Here is an 18,755-nt window from a genome sequence, read left to right on the forward strand (position 1 = left end):
CTAGATTCCAGCGCATGGAACTCAAACCGATCGCTGAACGCTTCATCCTGCACTGGGGCGAGATGGGCTCCCGCTGGGGCGTCAATCGCACAGTGGCGCAGATACATGCGTTGCTCTACCTCGCCGGGCGGCCGCTGGATGCGGAGGAAATCGCCCAGACCCTGAATGTGGCGCGCTCCAATGTCAGCACCAGCCTCAAGGAGCTGCAGGCGTGGAAGCTGGTGCGCATGGTGCACCTGCTGGGCGACCGCAAGGACCACTTCGAGACCTCCACCGACGTCTGGGAGCTGTTCAAGCTCATCGTCGAGGGACGGCGGCAGCGCGAGATCGACCCGACGCTGGGCGTGCTGCGCGCCTGCCTGGACGATCCGCAACTCCCGGCGGAGGACGATGGCACCGAGCGGCGCATCCGCGAGACCCTGGAGTTCATGGAGATCCTGACCACCTGGTCGGACGAGATGCTCAGGCTGAAGCCGGAAACGCTGATGAAAACCCTGGGTGTGGGCGCCAAGCTGAGCCGGGCGGTGAGAAAGAAGGATGCTTGAGGCGCAAGCGGTCCGGGCATTGGACCGCTTGCAGCAGTACGGGCGGATCGCCCGTTTTTTTGGCTGAGTTATTTCTGTTTTTACAGAAATAACTGCATTTATAGATGGGCGCAGCTTTTCGCAGGGCGCCCCGCGGCAAGCGCCCACAGCCCAGCGAGTGCTGTTCTCCGGTGCAGGGATATCGCGGTTTTCTTCTCGTTGATGAAGGAGTCTTCCATGTCTTCGCTGCTGTTCTTCCTGTTGGTGCAAATGGCGCTGCCGCCGCTGCTGGGCTATCTGGTTCATCTCCATCTGAAGGAGGCGACCCGCGGCATCCTGCTGGATCTGTGCGGTACCGAGGCGCGTGCCGATTACTGGGTGCGCACGCTGGGCCTGCTGATGGTGCTGACGCCGCTGTGCGCGGTGCTGCTGTTCGGCGGCACGCTGAGCGCCGCCCCCTTGCAGGAGGCGCTCAGGCGGGTGGCTTCCCTGAGCGTGCTCGGCGTGCTGGCGGCGGTGGCGGTGACGACGCGCGCGGTGTGGCGGCGGCTGCCGCAGCGGGAGCTGCCGTGATGCGCATCATGGTCTGTGGCGCGGGCGGCTTCCTCGGCGGGGAGATCGCCGGACGGCTGGAAATGGCCGGGCACGAGGTGCTGAGGGCGGTGCGCAGGCCGGCGCGGCAGGGCGAAGTCGAGGTCGACTTTGGCCGCATGCTCGGCGTCGAAGACTGGCTCCCTCTGCTGCGGAGTGTGGATGCGGTGGTCAATGCGGCGGGGATCCTGATGGAGCGGGGCGGGCAGCGCTTCGACGCCATCCACCACCGCGCCCCGGCGGCGCTGTTCGCCGCCTGCGCGCGCAGCGGCGTCTCGCGCGTGCTGCAGATCTCCGCGCTGGGGGTGGAGAGCGGCCAGAGCGCCTACTTCACCAGCAAGCTGGCGGCGGACACGTTCCTGATGTCGTGCCCCATCGGCTGGCAGGTCCTGCGGCCGGGGCTGGTCTATGGCCCGAGGGGGAAGTCCGCGAGCTTCTTCCGCTTGCTGGCGAGTTCTCCGCTGCTGCCATTGCCCTCCGGCGGCAAGCAGCCGCTGCGGGCCGTGCATATCGACGATGTGGCCGAAGCTGCGCTGCGCCTGCTGGATCCGGCCACGCCGGCGCGACAGTGCGTGGCGCTGGTGGGGGCCGAAATCTGCACCTACCGGCAGATGCTGGCGTACTACCGCGCGGCGATGGGTTTTCCGCCGGCCTGGACTTTCCCGATGCCCGCCTGGGCGATGCGGCTGGCCGCAAGCCTAGGGGAACACCTCCCCGGCTCGCTGCTCACCCGCGACACCCTGTCGATGCTGGAAGCCGGCAACACGACCGACGATGGCGCCAGCCGCCAGCTGTTGCAGCGGCCGCCCAGGGGCGTGAGCGATTTCGTGTCCGCTGCTGAAGCGGAAACGGCCCGCGTGCAGGCCCTCGCCAGCTGGCGACCCATGCTGCTCCGGCTGGCGCTGGCGGCGGTCTGGCTGGGCACTGCACTGGTCTGCCTGTTCGTCTATCCCCGTAGCGGCAGCCTGGCGCTGCTGGCCGACGTCGGACTGCAGGGCGCGCCGGCGCTGGCCGCTTTCCACGGCGCGGTATTGCTGGACCTGGGCATGGGCCTTGCCACGCTGTTCCGGCCGGGTCGGCGGCTATGGCTGGCGCAGATGCTGCTGGTGGCTGCTTACTCCATCGTCATCGCGATTGCCCTGCCGGCCTTCCTTGCCCACCCCTTCGGTCCGGTGCTGAAGAACCTGCCGATACTCGCAATCCTGTTCCTGCTCTACGCGGAGGAAAGGCGGCCATGACGCTCTATGCCTTCATCAAGACGCTGCACATCCTGTCCTCGGTGCTGCTGGTGGGCACCGGCTTCGGCACCGCCTTCTACCTGTTCTTCGCCAACCGCTCCGGTTCGGTGGCCTCCATCGCCACCGTCTCCAGGCTGGTGGTGCGCGCTGACTGGTGGTTCACCACGCCCGCTGCCTTCATCCAGCCGCTGACTGGTCTCTGGTTGATGCATATCGCAGGCTGGCCCTGGCGCACGCCCTGGCTGATGGCCTCGATTGCGCTCTACCTGCTGGCCGGCGCGTGCTGGCTGCCGGTAGTGTGGCTGCAGCTGCGGTTGGCGACCATGGCGAAAGAGGCTGCCGCCGCCGGCACCGCGTTGCCGCCCCTGTACTGGCGCTACGCCCGTTACTGGGAGTGGCTGGGCTATCCCGCCTTCGTCGCCATGGTCGGGGTGTATTTCCTGATGGTGGGCAAGCCGGCCCTGCCGCTGCCGTAGCGGAAGCCGGATGCGGCAGCGCAGCGTTTTCTTCCTGCCCGCGGTTCTCGGGCGCCGGCGGCGGCGCTACAATCCGCGCCATGGTCTGTATCGCCCACCTTTCCCCCGCCATCGTTGCCGTTTCCGGCAGCGCTGCGCTCGCAGGTGCGATGCAGTCCAAAAAAGCCAAAAAACAGCCGCTCGTCTGACCGGAGCTGCTGTTCCGTCGGACGGGCGACGGGACGGCAGGACCGGATGGCAGCGCGCCCTCCAGGTACCCACGTAGTCTCGCCGCATGATCCGACGGCATTCATGCCGGTCTTTGCGTAGGAGTACGTTTCCATGTCGGATTTCTCCGGTATCTGGGTTGCCCTGGTGACACCCTTCAAGGCAGATGCCAGCTTCAGTGTTGACCATGCGGCGCTGCGTCGGCTGGTGGAGCATTACCGCGCCGCCGGCGTGGCCGGCGTGGTGGCGCTGGGCTCCACCGGCGAAGCCGCCGCGCTGGACGAAGGCGAGCAGGACGCGGTGCTGGACTGCGTGCTCGCCGCCGCGGGCAAGCTGCCGGTGATGTGCGGCCTGGCCGGCAACAACACCACGCGGCTGCACGCCCGGCTGGCGCGGCTCAACCAGCTGCCGCTGGCCGCGGTGCTGTGCCCCGCGCCCTACTATGTGCGCCCCTCGCAGGCGGCGCTGGTCGCCCATTTCCACGAACTGGCCGAGCGCTCGCGGGCGCCATTGGTGCTGTACGACATTCCCTATCGCACCGGCGTGGCCCTGGCCACCGATACGCTGCTGACGCTGGCGGCCCATCCCAACATCCGCGCGGTGAAGGACTGCGGCGGCTCGGCGGAGAAGACCCGCGCGCTGATCGTGGACGGCCGGCTGCAGGTGCTGGCCGGCGAGGACGCGCAGATATTCCCCACGCTTTGCCTGGGCGGTGCTGGCGCCATCTCGGCGGCGGCGCATCTGTTGCCGGAGCGCTTCGTGGCGATGCAGCGCGCGGTGGCGGCCGAACGGCTGGCCGAGGCCAGGGCGCTGCACCACGCGCTGGTGCCGCTGATCGAAGCCCTGTTCGCCGAGCCCAATCCCTGCATCATCAAGGCCATGCTGGCGCGCCAGGCGCTGCTGGAGGACGTGCTGAGGCCGCCGCTGCTGCGCGCCGGCGACGAGGCGCTGGCGCGGGCCGCCCGCGTGCTCGCCGCCTTGTTCTGATCCTGGACGGCGGGCGCGCCGTCACCACCGGAGCCGGGGCGTGCAGTGCTGCATGGCAGAGGCCCGGCGGATGCCGATATGATTATGCGTCTTCATCTTTTCGTCATGCGTGGAACGGCGGCCCGAGGTGCGCTGAATGGCTTCCAGCCATCGTTCCACATCAAAGGGGGCAGGGCGCGAACATGGACAGAGTGCATAGCTGCGCGGCGCGTGGCGGGGATACCGCGGAGGTTTTCCGCAAACTGACGGCGCAATTGCCCGAGGGCGCCCGCGGGGCGCAGATGGTAGTGGCCTTCTACGGCTGCGGGCACGACGACAACCTGTTGGCCGCCGAGCTGCGACGCCATTTTCCGCAGGCCGCCCTGGTGGGCGGCAGCTCCGCCGGTGGGCTGATGACCGAACGCGGCGTCATCGACGAGCAGGGCATAGGCCTGCTGGTGCTGGAGGATGCCGCCGGCGAATACGGCGCCGCCGCCGGGCCGCTGGGACACGATCCGGCGGCGGCGGCCGAGGCGCTGCTGGGGCAGGCGCTGGCAAGCTGCGGCTGCGAAGGGCAGTTGCCCGAGCTGGTATGGATCTACCAGGCGCCCGGTCAAGAGGAGGCGGTACTGGAGGGGCTGCGGCGGGTGGTGGGCAACACCTGCCCCATCATCGGCGGCACCTCGGCCGACGAAACGGTGGCCGGGCGCTGGCGCCAGCTGGGGCCGACGGGTGCCCTGAGCGACGGTCTGGTCGTCGGCGTGCTGTTCCCCTCCGCCGCGGTCGGCTTCGCTTTCCAGGGCGGCTATGAACCGGCAGGGCCCAGCGGGGTGGTGACCGGCATCGGTTTCCAGCCCGACGGTGCCAGCGGCGTGGTCACCCAGGGGCATGGGCGGGAGATCCTCTCCATCGACGGCGAACCTGCCGCCGCGGTGTACAACCGCTGGACCGGCGGGGTGATCGCCGCCGAACTGGAACGCGGCGGCTCCATCCTGCAGCAGACCACGATGTTTCCGCTTGCCACCGATGGCGGCCGCATCGATGGCGTCACCCACTACCTGCTGATACACCCGGAGTCGGTCACGCCGGCAGGCGGCCTGCGGGTGTTCCGCGATGTGGCCGCCGGCACGCGGCTCTTCGCCATGCGCGGCGATCGCCGCCGCCTGATAGAGCGCGCCGGCCGCGTCAGCCGCCAGGCCCGCCGCAGCCTGCCAGACGCGCTGGCGGTGGCCGGCGCGCTGGTGGTGTATTGCGGCGGCTGCAAGATGGCGGTGGACAAGGAAATCGGCGAGGTCGCCGGCGCCATCGCCGAAAGCCTGCATGGCGCGCCCTTCCTCGGCTGCTTTACCTTCGGCGAACAGGGCTGCCTGATAGACAGCAATGTGCACGGCAACCTGATGATCTCGGCGGTGGTCTTCGCCCGCTGAACGAACCGGCCCCGCTTCTGGACTTCTTCATGTCATTCGACTCCCCCGTCCCGCCCGCCGAGAGCAACGAGGCCCTGCGCGAGGCGCTGCTCTCCCTGCGGCGGGACTACGACGCCCTGCGCCAGGCTGGCGCGGACGTGCAGCAACTGCTGGAAGCGCTCGAGTCCCTGCTCGGCGTGGAGGGCGAGGAAGACCCCTTCGTCCGCGTCTTCTCCTCGCTGCGCAAGGTCTTCACCTTCTCCCAGGCGCTGATGCTGGCCGAGCCGGAAGGGGGCGGCGAGGCGCTGGAGTGCATCGTCGCCGAAGACGCGCGGCTGCTGCATTCGCGCTGGCCGGTGGCGGCCCTGTTCCGCAAGGTGATGGGCGGCAAGGTGGTGGCCACCTTCTCCACTTCCGGGCTGCCGGAATGGGAGGTGGCCGCCGGCCTCGGCCTGTCGCCGGCCGGCTCGGCGCTGCTGGTGCCGGTGCGCGTGCGCGAGCGGCGCGGCATCCTGCTGTTGCTGCGCGAGCCGGGGCTGCCGGGCTTCGACCGCGGCAATGTCGCACTGGCGCGGCGCTACTCGGTGCTGGTGTCCCACGCGCTGGCCAGCCGCTACGCCGCCGAGAGCGCGGCCGAGAGCCGGCGCCTGCTGGAGCTGAGCCGGCAGCTGCGCCAGAGCGAGCAGGTGGCCAAGCGCAACGCCGACCTGCTGCAGGAGCTGGTGCGGGCGATGCCGGTGGGCGTGGCGGTGCAGGACGAAGCCGGGCGGCTGCTGGTCGTCAACGACGCCGGCGCCCGGCTGCTGGGTGCCAGGGTGGAGGAGGTGCTCGGCGAACTGCCGCCGCACCTGCGGCCGGAAGGCGAGCAGGCTCAGGAGGCCCAGTTGCGCCTCACCCGCTACCGGGAGCGCCTGGCCGGTGGCCTGCCCTACACCCGCGAGCGCAGCGTGACGCTGGATGGAGAGGCGCGCACCGTGCTGCTCACCGGCACGCCGGTGCGCATCTTCGATGAATACCTGATGCTCTCCACCTCGCTGGACATCACCGAGCGCAAACGCTTCGAGGAGGAGATGCAGCGCCACGCCTTCCACGATCCGCTCACCGGCCTGGCCAACCGCGCGCTGATGAACGAGATCGTAGACAAGGCGGTGCGCGCCCACCAGGAGCGCGGCATGTTCGCGCTGGCCTTCATCGACATCGACAACTTCAAGCAGGTGAATGACTACTACAGCCACGGCATGGGCGACCAGTTGCTGATCGCCTTCTCCCGCCGGGTGGCGGAGGCGCTGCGGCCCAGCGACACGCTGGCGCGCATCAGCGGCGACGAGTTCTTGCTGCTGGTCGATCCGGCGCAGAACGAAGCCGAGGTGGCACGGGTGATAGAGCGGGTGCTGGAAGCCTGCCGCCGGCCCTTCGTGGTGGAAGGCCACGAACTGCTGACCTCCGCCTCCATGGGGGTGAGTTTCTACCCGGCGCACGGCGGCGACTACGAGACCCTGAGGCGCTGCGCCGACAGCGCCATCTACCAGGCCAAGAGCCTGCGCAAGGGCAGCGTGGCCTACTTCGATGCCAGCATGGGCCACGCGCTCACCGCGCGCATGGACCTGGAGCAGAGCCTGCGCGCCGCGGTCCGCGACCGCCATTTCCGCAACGCCTACCAGCCCAAGGTGCGGCTGGCGGATGAGGCAGTGGTCGGCTTCGAGGCGCTGGTGCGCTGGGTGGAGCCGGATGGCCGTATCCAGCCGCCGGGCGTGTTCATAGAGATGGCTGGCGAACTCGGCCTGCTGGACGAAATCACCCTACAGGTGCTGGACGACATCGCCCGCGAACTGCCGTGCCTGAGTCGCCACTATGGCGCCGGTATCAGCGTGAGCTTCAACGTTTCCGCCCAGCAGGCGGGCGACATGCAGTTCATCGACCGCCTGCTGGCCGCCATCTCCGCCAGCGGCATTGCCCGGCGGCTGGTGGTGGAACTCACCGAGGATGCGCTGGTCGCCGCCCAGCAGTTCCAGGACGCGGTGCTGCCACGGCTGCGCGCGCTCGGCGTGCGGGTGTCCATCGACGATTTCGGCACCGGCTACTCCTCGCTGTCCACGCTGGCCGACATCACCGCCGACGAGTTGAAGGTGGATCGCGCCTTCATCACCGGCATCCATGAGCGGGCCCGCAGCCAGGGCATCCTCAAGGCCATCGAGTCGGTCTGCCGCGCGCTGCAGATCAGCATGGTGGCCGAGGGGGTGGAAGAGGTGGAGGAGTTGGACTACCTGCGCAGCCACACCGGCATCGCCACCGTGCAGGGTTACTGCTTCGGCCGGCCGGCCTTCCTGGAGGACTTGCTGCCGCGCAGCGGCGCTTGAGACGACGGGAATGTCGGCAGCCGGCAAACCGCAAAGTGTTCGCGAGGGGCGCAAGGCCCGCCGTGCGAGTGGCGCTGACTGCTGCATCGTCCTGCAGCCGTGCCAGCGGCCAGGCCTCCCCTGGGCTGTCTGCCTTGCCCTGCCGGCTGGCGGATTCAGAATTCCCAGCTCAGCCCCAGGTTCCAAATTGCCACGCCGTCGCTGCGGCCGGCTGCGCCATAGAGTTTGAGCGCCTCGCTGGCAAGGTGACGCAGACCGATCTGGTAGCCCGGCCAGGCATGCGTCTGGCCGAAGCGCTCCAGCGTCAGGCTGCTGGTTTCGCTCAGTGGCAGGTCCAGGCCCAGCCCCCAGCGGGTGGCGTCTTCCGCCTCGCCGGCGGTGCGCGTCCATTCGTGGCCGAGGTTGAGATGCAGCAGCGAACCGTGCGGCTGTTGCCAGCTCAGCAGCAGATCCGCGGAGCGGCCATGCTCGTCGTCGCCGTCTTCCTTGTCGTCCGGCCGCAGCGCGTAGTACTGGAGCAGCAGACCGGCGGCGAGGCCGGCCTCCGTCTGCCAGGGAACCCATTTCATGCCGAGGCCGCCGTGGGCCATCCGGGCGTCCGTGCCCTGTCCATGGGCGCGCGAGGCCGCCAGCGCCAGTTGCAGTTCCAGCGTTTCGCTCAGCCCGTAGGCAAGGCTGGCGCCCATGCCGTGGTGGCTGCCGTCGTCGAAGCCAGCGGTTTCCAGGTTGCCCCTGCCGCGGCCGGAAGTGGCGGCGTCGTCCACCAGCATCGGGCTCTCCGCCCAAGCGCTTCCTCCGGTCAGCGTACAGGCGGTCAGCATCATGAGCGCCGCGGATAGGATGCTGCGGTTGCGGGACGCTTCGCAGCCGGGGCGGGCGGCAAGAAGCCGACGGGGGGCCGGGCCTGGATTCCGGCCTGGGTGGGTGGGCATGGGCATGAGTCCTTGTTTTTCTGCATGCGCCGGGGGGCGAAGGTGGAGCAGTGGAGGCTGTGCTTATCGCATGATCATAGATTTAACGCACTGTTTTCGCTGGCGTGCGCCGCAAGTCTCTCGCGGGGTCGGCGTTGCTCCGGTGGCAGCCTGCCGGGTGGATGCGGCTGGGAGAGGTTCGAGTGGAGCTCCGGGGCTGGACACGGCTGAGGTCGCGGCCGCCTCACTTTCGTCCTAGCCGATGCCTGCCCCGGGCGGCGTGCGTGCATCGCCCGGCGGGGGCGTTCCTGCCACGAACAGAATGCGTGACTCCGTGATTTATTCTTTTCTTCAAGGAGTTGATATTTTGCATAATCCAAATGGACTAGTACGCAGATAATCGCGGCCCGCTGGCTAGGGGCAGCCTGGAGGGGGCATGAATCTCAATCGCAAGATCACTCTGCTGTTCGTCTGCGTTGCGCTGGGCATCCTGGTCATGCTGATCGCGATCAGCCTTTACGCATTCCGCAGCTATTCCATTGCCTCCTCGACCGCGCATGTGCGCACCGCCGCCGAGGTGGTGCGGGTGCACCTCACCGAAGCCATGATCCATGGCGTGATCGACAAGCGGGAGCAGTTCCTCGAGCGTCTGATGGAGGTGAAGGGCCTGCACAGCGCGCGGGTGGTGCGCTCGCCGGAGGTGACGCGGCAGTTCGGTGCCGGCCTGCTGCGCGAACTGCCGGCGGACGAGATTGAGCGCCTGGTGCTGGCGGACGGCAAGGCGCGCTACATCCTCACCGACGAACTGGGCACGCCGATGTTCCGCGGCACCATTCCTTTCGCCGCCTCTGCCCGCGGTACGCCCAACTGCCTGCAGTGCCACCAGGTGCCGGAGGGCTCGGTGCTGGGCGCGGTGACCATGGAGTTGTCGCTGGAAGAGCTGAAGCGCCAGGCGCTGTACACCATCGCCGGGCTGATCCTCACCGTCGGCCTGTTCTCCTTCTTCGCCATCCTGATTGCCCGCCGCCTCATCCTGCCGGTAGGCCGCACCGCGCAGGCCGTGGAGCAGGCGGTGGAGCGGGCGCTCAAGGGCGACTTCAAAGGCGAGGTGGCTTGTCGCACCGACGACGAGATCGGCCACATCGCGGTGCAGACCAACCGCCTGCTGGGCTTCCTGGACGATGGGCTGAGCCGCATCAGCGGCCGGGTGTCGCAGCTCACCGGCCGGACCCCGCAGGCGGACGAGAACCAGCTGGAAACCACCATAGACATGGTGAACGGCCTGGCCGATGCCTCCACCTTCAAGCAGGCCATCGAGGAAGACGAAACCAAGGCGGAGATCTTCGACCGCTTCGGCCAGGTGCTGGCGGAGCGATTCGACATCCGCAGCTACACCCTCTACGACGTCACCGGCCCCAAGCAACTCGACCCGGTGATGGTGGATGGCGAGGCCGGCGCGCCCTGCCGCTGGTGCGATCCGCAGATCCTGGTGCGCAGCGACATGTGCCGCGTCAAACGTTCCGGCCATGCGGTGGACGGGCTGGCGCGGCCGGGCATCTGCTATGCCTTCCGCTCGACCACCGAGGGCAACGAGCCGTTGCGCCACTACTGCGTGCCCATCATGCAGTCTGGCTCGGTGGGCAGCGTGGTGCAGCTGGTGGCGCCGGCCAGCCAGTCGGCCAGGCTGGAGAGCTGCATCCCCTACATCAACGTCTATCTGCGCGAGATGGCGCCGGTGCTGGAGGCCAAGCGCCTCACCGAAACCCTGCGCGATTCCTCGCTGCGCGATGCCCTCACCGGCCTCAACAACCGCCGCTTCCTGGAGGAGTACGTCGATACGCTGATGGCCAACGCCCACCGCCGCAACATCCCGCTGGCGGTGCTGCTGCTGGACCTGGACTACTTCAAGGTAGTGAACGACACCCTGGGTCATGACGCCGGCGACGTGGTGCTGAAGGCGCTGTCGGGCGTGCTGCGGCAGTCGGTGCGGGCCTCGGACATGGTGATCCGCTTCGGTGGCGAGGAATTCCTGGTGGTGCTGCAGGATGCCCCTCCGGAGGCGGCGCTGGGCGTGGCGGAGAACATCCGCAGCGCGGTGGAGAGGCTGCGCACTCCGGTGGGCGGCACCATGCTGCAGAAGACCATCTCCATCGGTGTTGCCATGTACCCGGAAGACAGCGAAACCTTCTGGCAGGCGGTGAAGTTCGCCGACGTGGCGCTCTACCGGGCGAAGGAGAGCGGTCGCAACCGGGTGGTGCGCTTCACCGCCGACATGTGGGAAGGGCACGCCGAGGCCTATTGAAGGCAAGGTGGCCGGGGCGGGGCATATCGCTGGCCACCGTGGCCGCCTGCCGGGGCGCGGGCAAGCCGATGTTCAGCCCGCGGGCGTGCGCGTCAAGCGGTGCCTGCGGCGGTTCGGCTCACACCCGGCCGAAGCCCAGGTACTGGCGTTCGAAACGCTGCTTGCCTTCGGCCAGGAAACCGTCGAAATCCCACTCGCCAGCGACTAGCAGATGGGCGAATTCGGGGCGGAAAACGTAGGTGTCTGCGTCCTCGATACGGCCATCGGCCAGTTCCACCTTCACCTGGAGCCGCAGGTATTGCTCGCCTTCGAAGGCATCCAGGCGAGCGAGGGCGGTGGACGGAACGTTGCGGTAGAGCACGCCGGCCACGTGCGCGCCTGCGGCGGGAACCATGCCGGGATAGGCTTCGCCCCGCACGGGATGGCGTCGGTGCCCATGCAGGATGGCGGCTTCGTATTCCAGTACCAAGCCGGCCACGCCGAACATGATGTCGGAGCACATCAGGGAGCCATAGGTGAAGCAGTGCCGGCTCACGGCTTGCCTTCTCCGGCTTGCCAGGCGGCTTGCAGCAGCGCGCGGTGGCGTGCCAGCTCCATTACCGCGACCTCAATCACCGGCCCACTCAAGGTCTGACCCGCGCAGCTGGCTGGCAGGCGGGCGCTGGCTCCGCCGTGGACGACGATGACTTCCAGCGCTTCCTGCTTGGGGTGCAGGCGCTGCTGGCGGTCGCGTTCGCCCACCAGCACGCTGCCGTTGGTGAGATTGAGCCGAGCCGCCAACTCGGCATCCGTCCCGGAGGTGAGCCTGGCGCTGACCACGCAGGGCACCATGCGGTATTCGTTAACCAGGGCCAGGGCTTGCCGGCGCAGGAAGGCGCGCTGCTCTTCCTCGCCGTTGGGCAGGCGGCCGGCGGCGCGGCGGGCGAGCTGCGGCAACTCCTCGTCGGTGAGATGGGGCGCGGCCTCCGCGAGCAGGGCCGGGGCGAGCGTCGGCGTGCCGAGGTCGGTGGCCTCCAGGTGGTGGTGGTGAGCGAGGATGCGGCCGCCTACCTGGGCCAGCTGCTTGCCGGTAACGGTGGGCATGCCCTGGAACACCATGCTGCCCAGCAACTGGTGCAACTGCTTGCACAAAGCCTCATGACCGCCCTGGGTCAGTGACTCGGGTAGCGCGAGGTCGAATTCGAAGGTGACGCTGAGTTTGACGTTGGGCTTGCCGGACATGATCGCTTTCCGTGCTCCGGTAGGGGTATGCACGGCGGGATTATGCGGCAGGCGGGTGGCGTCGGAGAGCGTGCGTATTACGCGGCAGACGAAAAAAAACCGCCCGGCGGCTGCCGGGCGGCCGGGTGTCGCTCGTGGCCGTTCAGCGCACGACCTGTGTCAGCTCGCCAGCCTTGTAGCGGGCGGCAATCTTCTCCAGCGGCACCGGCTTGATCTTCGACGCTTGGCCGGCGCTGCCGAATGCCTCGAAGCGGGCCTTGCATACCAGCTTGGCGGCTTCGCGGGCGGGCTTCAGGAACTCGCGCGGGTCGAACTTGGAGGGGTTCTCGACGAAGAACTTGCGGATGGCGCCGGTCATCGCCAGGCGAATGTCGGTGTCGATGTTGATCTTGCGCACGCCGTACTTGATGCCCTGGACGATTTCCTCGACCGGCACGCCGTAGGTCTCCTTCATGTCGCCGCCGTACTGGCGGATGATCTCCAGCAGTTCCTGCGGCACCGAGCTGGAGCCGTGCATCACCAGGTGGGTGTTCGGCAGGCGGGCGTGGATGGCCTTGATGCGGTCGATGGCGAGGATGTCGCCAGTGGGCTTGCGGGTGAACTTGTAGGCGCCGTGGCTGGTGCCGATGGCGATGGCGAGCGCGTCGCAGTCGGTCTTCTTGACGAAGTCGGCGGCCTGGTCCGGGTCGGTAAGGAGGGCGCTGTGGTCCAGTTTGCCTTCGGCACCGATGCCGTCTTCCTCGCCGGCCATGCCGGTTTCCAGGGAGCCGAGGCAGCCGAGCTCGGCTTCCACGGTGACGCCGATGGCGTGGCTCATCTCGACGACCTTGCGCGAGACTTCGACGTTGTACTCATAGGAGGAGGGCGTCTTGCCGTCTTCCATCAGCGAGCCGTCCATCATCACGCTGGAGAAGCCGGAGCGGATGGCGGCCAGGCACACTGCCGGGCTCTGGCCATGGTCCTGGTGCATGACGACCGGAATCTGCGGATAGGCTTCGACGGCGGCGTCGATCAGGTGGCGCAGGAAAGCCTCGCCGGCGTATTTACGCGCACCGGCGGAGGCCTGCATGATCACCGGGCTGTCGCATTCGGCCGCCGCCTCCATGATGGCCTGGACCTGCTCGAGATTGTTCACATTGAACGCGGGCAGGCCGTAGCCGTTCTCGGCGGCGTGGTCCAGCAGCTGGCGCATGGAAACGAGGGGCATTGGAATTCTCCGAGGGTGCCGGCGGGGGCCGGACTGGGCTGTTGGATTGAATGCGTGGGCGTAGTTAGATGCGCATTTTATCGCGCCCGGCCCAGCCGCCGTAAGCGGCATATACGCTTTGAGACAAAGCGGCCGGGGCGGTGCGCAGCGCCGGCCGGAGGCAGCGGTCACTCGTGGCCGGGTGCCTTGTGCTCGCCGACGCGCACGATCTTGAGGGTGTTGGTGCCACCGGACGCGCCTATGGGTTCGCCTATGGTGAGCACGATGAGATCGCCGTAATCCACCACGCCTTGGTCGAGCAGCACCTGCTCGGCTTCCCACAGCAACAGGTCGCGGTCGTAGTGGGTCTGGCTCATCAGCAGCGGATAGACCTCGCGGTACAGCGTCATCTGGTTGCGGGCGCGGATCTCAGGGGTGAGGGCATAGATGGGCACGCCGCTGTTGAGCCGGCTCATCCATAGCGCGGTGGAGCCGGTCTGGGTCAGCGAGGCGATGGCCTTCACCTTGAGGTGCCAGGCGGTCCAGATGGCGGCCATGGCGATGGACTGGTCGATGCGGGTGAACACCCGGTTGAGCACCTCCCGGTCCAGGCTGACTTCGGCGGAACGCTCCGCCTCCAGGCAGACGCGGCTCATCGCTTCCACCACCTCCACCGGGTACTTGCCGGCGGCGGTCTCGGCCGACAGCATCACCGCGTCGGTGCCGTCCAGCACCGCGTTGGCCACGTCCGAGACTTCAGCGCGCGTGGGGACCGGGCTGGTGATCATGGATTCCATCATCTGGGTCGCGGTGATGGTGAGCTTGTTGCGGTCGCGGGCGGCACGGATCATCTTCTTCTGCAGCGCCGGCACCGCGGCGTCGCCCACCTCCACCGCCAGGTCGCCGCGGGCCACCATGATGCCGTCGGAGGCGTCCAGGATCTCTTCCAGGTTGGCCACCGCTTCGGTGCGCTCTATTTTGGCGATCAGCAGCGCATCGCCGCCGGCGGCGCGCATCAGCTGGCGCGCCATGTACATGTCGGCGGCGCTCTTGGGGAAGGAGATGGCGAGGAAATCGACGCCGATCTGCGCTGCCGTCTTGATGTCGTCCATGTCCTTGGCGGTCAGCGCCGGCGCGGTCAGGCCGCCGCCCTGGCGGTTGATGCCCTTGTTGTTGGAGAGTTCGCCGCCCACCCGCACCACGGTGTGGATCTCGCTGCCGCGTACCTGGCTGACGATGAGCTTGAGCCTTCCGTCGTCCAGCAGCAGCACGTCGCCCGGCTTCACATCGCGCGGCAGGTCCTTGTAGTCCAGGCCGACGCGCTGCTCGTTGCCTGTCACGCACTGGGCGTCGAGGATGAACTCAGCATCCCGGCTCAGCGTCACCTTGCCATTCTCGAAGCGGCCAACGCGGATCTTGGGGCCCTGCAGGTCGGCGAGAATGCCCACAGGGCGGCCCGCCAGGGCGGCGGCTTCGCGGATCAGATTGGCGCGGGCGATGTGGTCTTCCGCCTTGCCGTGGGAGAAGTTCATGCGCACGACGTCAATGCCGGCGTGGACCATGCGCTCCAGCACCTGAGGGTCGGAAGAGGCCGGCCCAAGGGTGGCGACGATCTTGGTGTGGCGGGACATGCTGTCTCCTGTGTTTTTCCTGTGCCGCGCGGCCTCCCGGGCCGGGGCGCCGCCGGAAATGCCCGGCTGGCGGGGATTCTAGCGCTACCGCCGGCAGGCGTCCCGGCGATCTCCGCGGCGAGGCGAAAAACCGACGATGTCCTATGCTGATGATGTGGAAGGAGGATCCATGAAATGGACGCTGCAATGTTCTTTGCCCTGCTGGCAGCGGGAATGCTGGTAGCCGTGGTGCTGATGCTGATGCGCCGCGAACAGGAGGAGGGGATGCCGGTGCGTCACAACCCCTACAAGGCTTCCTATCATGCTGTATGCATCCAGTCCGGCAGCCAGGCCTGCGAGGCCGCCCGCCATGTGCGCGGCCGCCGCTTCCTCGCCGCCGAGGCGCCGCGCCTGCCGATGCCGAACTGCTCGCGGGGGGACTGCAACTGCGTCTACGTCCATTTCGACGACAGGCGGGTGCGCAACCGGCGCGATGTGTATGCGAACAAGAGCTACATGATCGGCGAGCAGGGCCATGAGGAGCGGCGCCAGGCGAGCGGCCGGCGCAAGACCGACCTGGCGCGTTTCCACCCGATCAATTGATGGCGGGTCCGCCGCCGGGAAAGGGCGCGGCTTGCGGGCCGCCCATTCTGCCCCTGAGTAGATAGACCTTCTCGTCGAGCGGGATCAGGGTGCCGGTCTGGCCGGGAATGGCTTCACCCACCACGTGTTCCACATGGCTCAGCGCGATGTCGAAGCCGGCCGCATACAGCCGGCTCACTTCCTCGGCGACCTGCGGCGACGCGCCCGTTTCGTCCCCCTCGGGGTCTTCGGTGGTCAGCAACATCATTCTGATGGCAGGCGGCAGCAGATGGTGGAGATGGGCGGCGTATTGCAGCCGCAGCTCTTCGGGCAGCGCAGTGAGGGAGGCGCGGTCGTAGACGCCGGCGACGTTCGCCAGGTCCGCCTGAGCGAGGTCGAAGAAGTCGCCGCAGAGTATTTCCAGCCTTTCACTGTGCCAGCGGGTGAAGGCGCCATGCTTCTTGCGCGTGGGGCGGATGCGGTTCTCGCGGAAGAAGGCGCGGACGGCGACCGGGCTGAGCTCGACGCCGAGCACGCGGTGGCCCTGCTCCAGCAGCCACACGATGTCCAGGCTCTTGCCGCACAGCGGCACGAAGATCTGGGCTTTCTCGTCCAGCTTCAGTTCATGCCAGAAACGGCGCAGGTGAGGATTGACCTCGTCCTGATGAAAGGGGGTTGCACCTTCGCGCCAGCAGCGCGCCCACAGCTCCTTGTCCATCGCATTGGTGGCCGTAGCCGTGGTGGTCATGGCTCAGCATACACCTGTGGGCCGCCCGGGCCTGCTTTTACTGGCGATGCAAGCAAAGGGCCGCCCGCGGGCGGCCCTCCTTCATGTTGCGGCCAGGGGCTTCAGCCGGGGAAGCGGGCTTCCAGCGCGGCGATGGCGGGCAGCTTCTTGCCTTCCAGGAATTCGAGGAAGGCGCCCCCGCCGGTGGAGATGTAGCCCACGTCGTCGGCAATGTGGAACTTGGCGATGGCCGCCAGGGTGTCGCCGCCGCCGGCGATGGAGAAGGCCTCCGAGTGGGCGATGGCCGAGGCCATCATCTTGGTCCCGCCGGCGAATTGCGAGTGTTCGAATACGCCGACCGGGCCGTTCCAGACGATGGTGCCGGCGTGGGCGATGATCTCCGCCAGCTTGGCCGCGCTCTTCGGGCCGAAATCCAGGATGCGGTCGTGCGGGCCGACTTCGTCCACCGGGATGCGGTTGGCGCGGGCCAAGGCGGAGACTTCGTCCGCCACCACTACATCCACCGGCAGCGGCACTTCCGCGCCGCGGGCCTTCATGATGTCCATCACCTGGTGGGCCTCGCGCACCATCTCCGGCTCGGCCAGGGATTCGCCGATGCGCTTGCCGGCGGCGAGCAGGAAGGTGTTGGCGATGCCGCCGCCGACGATGAGTTGGTCCACCTTCTGCGCCAGGGTCTTGAGGATGGTGAGCTTGGTGGACACCTTGGCGCCGCCGACGATGGCCACCAGCGGGCGAGCGGGCTCGTGCAGGGCCTTGGACAGGGCGTCGATCTCGGCGCCCATCAGGATGCCGGCGCAGGCCACCGGCGCGAAGCGGGCGATGCCGTGGGTGGTGGCTTCGGCGCGGTGGGCGGTGCCGAAGGCGTCATTCACGTAAACATCGCACAGCGCGGCCATCTTGGTCGCCAGCGTTTCGTCGTCCTTCTTCTCGCCCTTGTTGCAGCGGCAGTTCTCCAGCAGCACGATCTGGCCGGGTTCGACGGTGAAGCCGCCATCCACCCAGTCGGTGATCAGCTTCACTGGCTTGTGCAGCAGTTGCCCCAGGCGCACCGCGACCGGCGCCAGGGTGTCGTCCGGCCCCACCGTGCCCTCGGTCGGGCGGCCGAGGTGAGAGGTCACCATCACCGCCGCGCCATTGTCCAGGCAGTACTGGATGGACGGGATGGAGGCGCGGATGCGGGTGTCCTCGGTGATGTTGCCGGCCTCGTCCTGCGGGACGTTGAGGTCGGCACGGATGAAGACCTTCTTGCCGCGTACGTCGATGTCGGTGAGCTTGAGTACTTTCATTCCGGGGCTCCAGGGTGGTTTTTGTTGCGGCTTCAGCCGGCCGGCTGCCAGCGCGCGCGCCAGTGGCGGGCGACGTCGACCAGGCGGCTGGCGAAGCCCCATTCGTTGTCGAACCAGATGAAGAGACTGGCCATGCGCGGGCCTCCCACCCGCGTCTGGCCGCCGTCCACGATGGCGGAATAGGCCTCGTGGTTGAAGTCGATGGAGGCGTGCGGCTGCTCGGAGTAGGAGAGCAGGCCGGCGTGGCTGCTGCCGGCGGCCCCGCGCAGCAAGGCGTTGAGCGCGGCCACGTCCACCGCCTCGCGCAGCGACAGCGCGATGTCGATGGCCGATACATTGGTGGTCGGTACCCGCAGCGCCTTGGCCTGCACCCGGCCGGCCAGGCGCGGCAGCAGGCGTTCCACGCCGCGCGCCAGCCCGGTGGAGACCGGGATGATGGACTGCATGGCGGAGCGGGTGCGGCGCAGGTCGGTGTGGTGGTAGCCGTCGATCAGCGGCTGGTCGTTCATCACCGAATGCACGGTGGTGAGGATGACGTGCTCGACGCCGAAGGCGCGGTCCAGCAGTTCCAGCACCGGGACCACCGCATTGGTGGTGCAGGAGGCATTGGAGACGATGCGTTCGTTGCCGCGCAGGGCGTCGTGGTTGATGCCGAAGACCACGGTGGCGTCCACATCCTCGCCGCTGTTGGCCGGGTGGGAGAGCAACAGCCGCGGGCAGCCGGCGTCGATGAAGCGCTGCAGTTCGGCGCGACTGGCGTAGCGGCCGGAGCATTCGACCACCAGGTCGATGCCCAGCGCCGCCCAGTCGACTTCCTCCGGCGTGGTCGCATGGCTGACGGCGATGCGGCGGCCGTCGATCAGCAGTGCGTCCGCTGTGGCGTCCACCTGGCCGGGGAAGCGGCCGTGGGTGGAGTCGAAGCGGGTCAGGTAGACGATGCTGGCGAGGTCGGCCGGCTCGTTGATGGCGACTACTTCGAATTCATCGCGCCAGGGAGATTCGTACAGCGCGCGCAGGAAGCAGCGGCCGATGCGGCCGTAGCCGTTGATGGCGATGCGAACCGGGTTGGAGGCGTTGCGGGGCACGGGAGGACCGGGTCAGTGGCCGGGAAAGCGCCGTATTCTAGCGTGTATGCCATCTGTCG

The 18,755-nt window shown here is 68.0% G+C and carries 17 protein-coding genes; 9 read left to right on the forward strand and 8 right to left on the reverse strand.

Annotation, left to right across the window (positions count from 1 at the left end; genetic code table 11):
• The first annotated feature begins 14 nt into the window (after positions 1-14).
• The 7 genes from C7389_RS15275 (at position 15) to C7389_RS15305 (ending at position 7,765) form a co-directional block, all read left to right on the forward strand.
• On the forward strand, positions 15-545 hold the full coding sequence (locus C7389_RS15275) for a GbsR/MarR family transcriptional regulator (RefSeq protein ID WP_133592993.1): 531 nt from the start codon (positions 15-17) through the stop codon (positions 543-545).
• Between the two features lie 216 nt (positions 546-761).
• A complete protein-coding gene (locus tag C7389_RS15280) occupies positions 762-1,097 on the forward strand; it encodes a hypothetical protein (RefSeq protein ID WP_133592995.1) in 336 nt (111 codons plus the stop codon).
• Positions 1,097-2,353 (forward strand): SDR family oxidoreductase, encoded by a 1,257-nt coding sequence (locus tag C7389_RS15285; RefSeq protein ID WP_133593146.1) that lies wholly within the window; start codon positions 1,097-1,099, stop codon positions 2,351-2,353. The genes C7389_RS15280 and C7389_RS15285 overlap by 1 nt, the downstream gene beginning before the upstream one ends.
• A complete protein-coding gene (locus C7389_RS15290; protein WP_133592997.1) occupies positions 2,350-2,829 on the forward strand; it encodes a DUF2269 family protein in 480 nt (159 codons plus the stop codon). Before C7389_RS15285 ends, C7389_RS15290 begins: the two co-directional genes overlap by 4 nt.
• A gap of 321 nt (positions 2,830-3,150) precedes the next feature.
• A complete protein-coding gene (gene dapA / locus C7389_RS15295; RefSeq protein WP_133592999.1) occupies positions 3,151-4,023 on the forward strand; it encodes a 4-hydroxy-tetrahydrodipicolinate synthase in 873 nt (290 codons plus the stop codon).
• Between the two features lie 182 nt (positions 4,024-4,205).
• A complete protein-coding gene (locus C7389_RS15300) occupies positions 4,206-5,429 on the forward strand; it encodes an FIST signal transduction protein (RefSeq protein ID WP_133593001.1) in 1,224 nt (407 codons plus the stop codon).
• A gap of 29 nt (positions 5,430-5,458) precedes the next feature.
• Positions 5,459-7,765 carry a putative bifunctional diguanylate cyclase/phosphodiesterase gene (locus tag C7389_RS15305; protein ID WP_133593003.1) on the forward strand — a complete coding sequence of 769 codons (2,307 nt, stop codon included), beginning with the start codon at positions 5,459-5,461 and terminating at the stop codon, positions 7,763-7,765.
• A 155-nt stretch (positions 7,766-7,920) separates the two neighbouring features.
• On the opposite strand, the gene C7389_RS15310 is transcribed toward C7389_RS15305, so the two are convergent.
• Positions 7,921-8,535, reverse strand: coding sequence for a hypothetical protein (locus C7389_RS15310; RefSeq protein WP_133593005.1), 615 nt, complete (start codon positions 8,533-8,535; stop codon positions 7,921-7,923).
• 577 nt (positions 8,536-9,112) lie between these two features.
• Between C7389_RS15310 and C7389_RS15315 the strand changes: the two genes are divergently transcribed.
• Positions 9,113-10,978, forward strand: coding sequence for a diguanylate cyclase (locus tag C7389_RS15315; RefSeq protein WP_133593008.1), 1,866 nt, complete (start codon positions 9,113-9,115; stop codon positions 10,976-10,978).
• 118 nt (positions 10,979-11,096) lie between these two features.
• Here the strand turns inward: C7389_RS15315 and C7389_RS15320 are convergent, their stop codons facing one another.
• The 4 genes from C7389_RS15320 to pyk all read right to left on the reverse strand — a co-directional run bounded on the left by C7389_RS15320 (position 11,097) and on the right by pyk (position 15,016).
• Positions 11,097-11,513, reverse strand: coding sequence for a gamma-glutamylcyclotransferase family protein (locus tag C7389_RS15320; RefSeq protein ID WP_211342517.1), 417 nt, complete (start codon positions 11,511-11,513; stop codon positions 11,097-11,099).
• A complete protein-coding gene (locus C7389_RS15325; RefSeq protein WP_133593010.1) occupies positions 11,510-12,199 on the reverse strand; it encodes a hypothetical protein in 690 nt (229 codons plus the stop codon). The genes C7389_RS15320 and C7389_RS15325 overlap by 4 nt, the downstream gene beginning before the upstream one ends.
• A 142-nt stretch (positions 12,200-12,341) precedes the next feature.
• The gene (gene fba / locus C7389_RS15330; RefSeq protein ID WP_133593012.1) at positions 12,342-13,406 is read right to left on the reverse strand and encodes a class II fructose-bisphosphate aldolase; all 1,065 of its coding nucleotides are present in this window, start codon (positions 13,404-13,406) and stop codon (positions 12,342-12,344) included.
• Between the two features lie 167 nt (positions 13,407-13,573).
• Positions 13,574-15,016 (reverse strand): pyruvate kinase, encoded by a 1,443-nt coding sequence (pyk, locus tag C7389_RS15335; protein ID WP_133593014.1) that lies wholly within the window; start codon positions 15,014-15,016, stop codon positions 13,574-13,576.
• 174 nt (positions 15,017-15,190) lie between these two features.
• Here pyk and C7389_RS15340 point away from each other — a divergent pair, with 174 nt between their 5' ends.
• Positions 15,191-15,598 (forward strand): hypothetical protein, encoded by a 408-nt coding sequence (locus C7389_RS15340; protein ID WP_133593017.1) that lies wholly within the window; start codon positions 15,191-15,193, stop codon positions 15,596-15,598.
• Here C7389_RS15340 and C7389_RS15345 read toward each other — a convergent pair.
• The 3 genes from C7389_RS15345 to C7389_RS15355 all read right to left on the reverse strand — a co-directional run bounded on the left by C7389_RS15345 (position 15,591) and on the right by C7389_RS15355 (position 18,696).
• Positions 15,591-16,325, reverse strand: coding sequence for a thiopurine S-methyltransferase (locus C7389_RS15345; protein WP_133593019.1), 735 nt, complete (start codon positions 16,323-16,325; stop codon positions 15,591-15,593). The genes C7389_RS15340 and C7389_RS15345 overlap by 8 nt on opposite strands.
• Positions 16,326-16,426: 101 nt before the next feature.
• Positions 16,427-17,611, reverse strand: coding sequence for a phosphoglycerate kinase (locus C7389_RS15350; protein ID WP_133593021.1), 1,185 nt, complete (start codon positions 17,609-17,611; stop codon positions 16,427-16,429).
• A gap of 32 nt (positions 17,612-17,643) precedes the next feature.
• Positions 17,644-18,696: a type I glyceraldehyde-3-phosphate dehydrogenase gene (locus C7389_RS15355; protein WP_133593023.1), complete on the reverse strand. Its 1,053-nt coding sequence runs from the start codon at positions 18,694-18,696 to the stop codon at positions 17,644-17,646.
• Positions 18,697-18,755: the final 59 nt, after the last annotated feature.

It is taken from the genome of Azoarcus indigens (genome assembly GCF_004361735.1).
GTDB lineage: Bacteria > Pseudomonadota > Gammaproteobacteria > Burkholderiales > Rhodocyclaceae > Azoarcus > Azoarcus indigens.

What these genes read in the sequence shown, in the direction of transcription:
- pyk (WP_133593014.1), bottom strand. Translation starts at nt 15,016, where the DNA reads ATGTCCCGCCACACCAAGATCGTCGCCACCCTTGGGCCGGCCTCTTCC.
- fba (WP_133593012.1), bottom strand. Translation starts at nt 13,406, where the DNA reads ATGCCCCTCGTTTCCATGCGCCAGCTGCTGGACCACGCCGCCGAGAAC.
- C7389_RS15300 (WP_133593001.1), top strand. Translation starts at nt 4,206, where the DNA reads ATGGACAGAGTGCATAGCTGCGCGGCGCGTGGCGGGGATACCGCGGAG.
- C7389_RS15285 (WP_133593146.1), top strand. Translation starts at nt 1,097, where the DNA reads ATGCGCATCATGGTCTGTGGCGCGGGCGGCTTCCTCGGCGGGGAGATC.
- C7389_RS15275 (WP_133592993.1), top strand. Translation starts at nt 15, where the DNA reads ATGGAACTCAAACCGATCGCTGAACGCTTCATCCTGCACTGGGGCGAG.
- C7389_RS15290 (WP_133592997.1), top strand. Translation starts at nt 2,350, where the DNA reads ATGACGCTCTATGCCTTCATCAAGACGCTGCACATCCTGTCCTCGGTG.
- C7389_RS15280 (WP_133592995.1), top strand. Translation starts at nt 762, where the DNA reads ATGTCTTCGCTGCTGTTCTTCCTGTTGGTGCAAATGGCGCTGCCGCCG.
- dapA (WP_133592999.1), top strand. Translation starts at nt 3,151, where the DNA reads ATGTCGGATTTCTCCGGTATCTGGGTTGCCCTGGTGACACCCTTCAAG.
- C7389_RS15345 (WP_133593019.1), bottom strand. Translation starts at nt 16,325, where the DNA reads ATGACCACCACGGCTACGGCCACCAATGCGATGGACAAGGAGCTGTGG.
- C7389_RS15305 (WP_133593003.1), top strand. Translation starts at nt 5,459, where the DNA reads ATGTCATTCGACTCCCCCGTCCCGCCCGCCGAGAGCAACGAGGCCCTG.
- C7389_RS15325 (WP_133593010.1), bottom strand. Translation starts at nt 12,199, where the DNA reads ATGTCCGGCAAGCCCAACGTCAAACTCAGCGTCACCTTCGAATTCGAC.
- C7389_RS15340 (WP_133593017.1), top strand. Translation starts at nt 15,191, where the DNA reads ATGGACGCTGCAATGTTCTTTGCCCTGCTGGCAGCGGGAATGCTGGTA.
- C7389_RS15315 (WP_133593008.1), top strand. Translation starts at nt 9,113, where the DNA reads ATGAATCTCAATCGCAAGATCACTCTGCTGTTCGTCTGCGTTGCGCTG.
- C7389_RS15350 (WP_133593021.1), bottom strand. Translation starts at nt 17,611, where the DNA reads ATGAAAGTACTCAAGCTCACCGACATCGACGTACGCGGCAAGAAGGTC.
- C7389_RS15310 (WP_133593005.1), bottom strand. Translation starts at nt 8,535, where the DNA reads ATGCTGGTGGACGACGCCGCCACTTCCGGCCGCGGCAGGGGCAACCTG.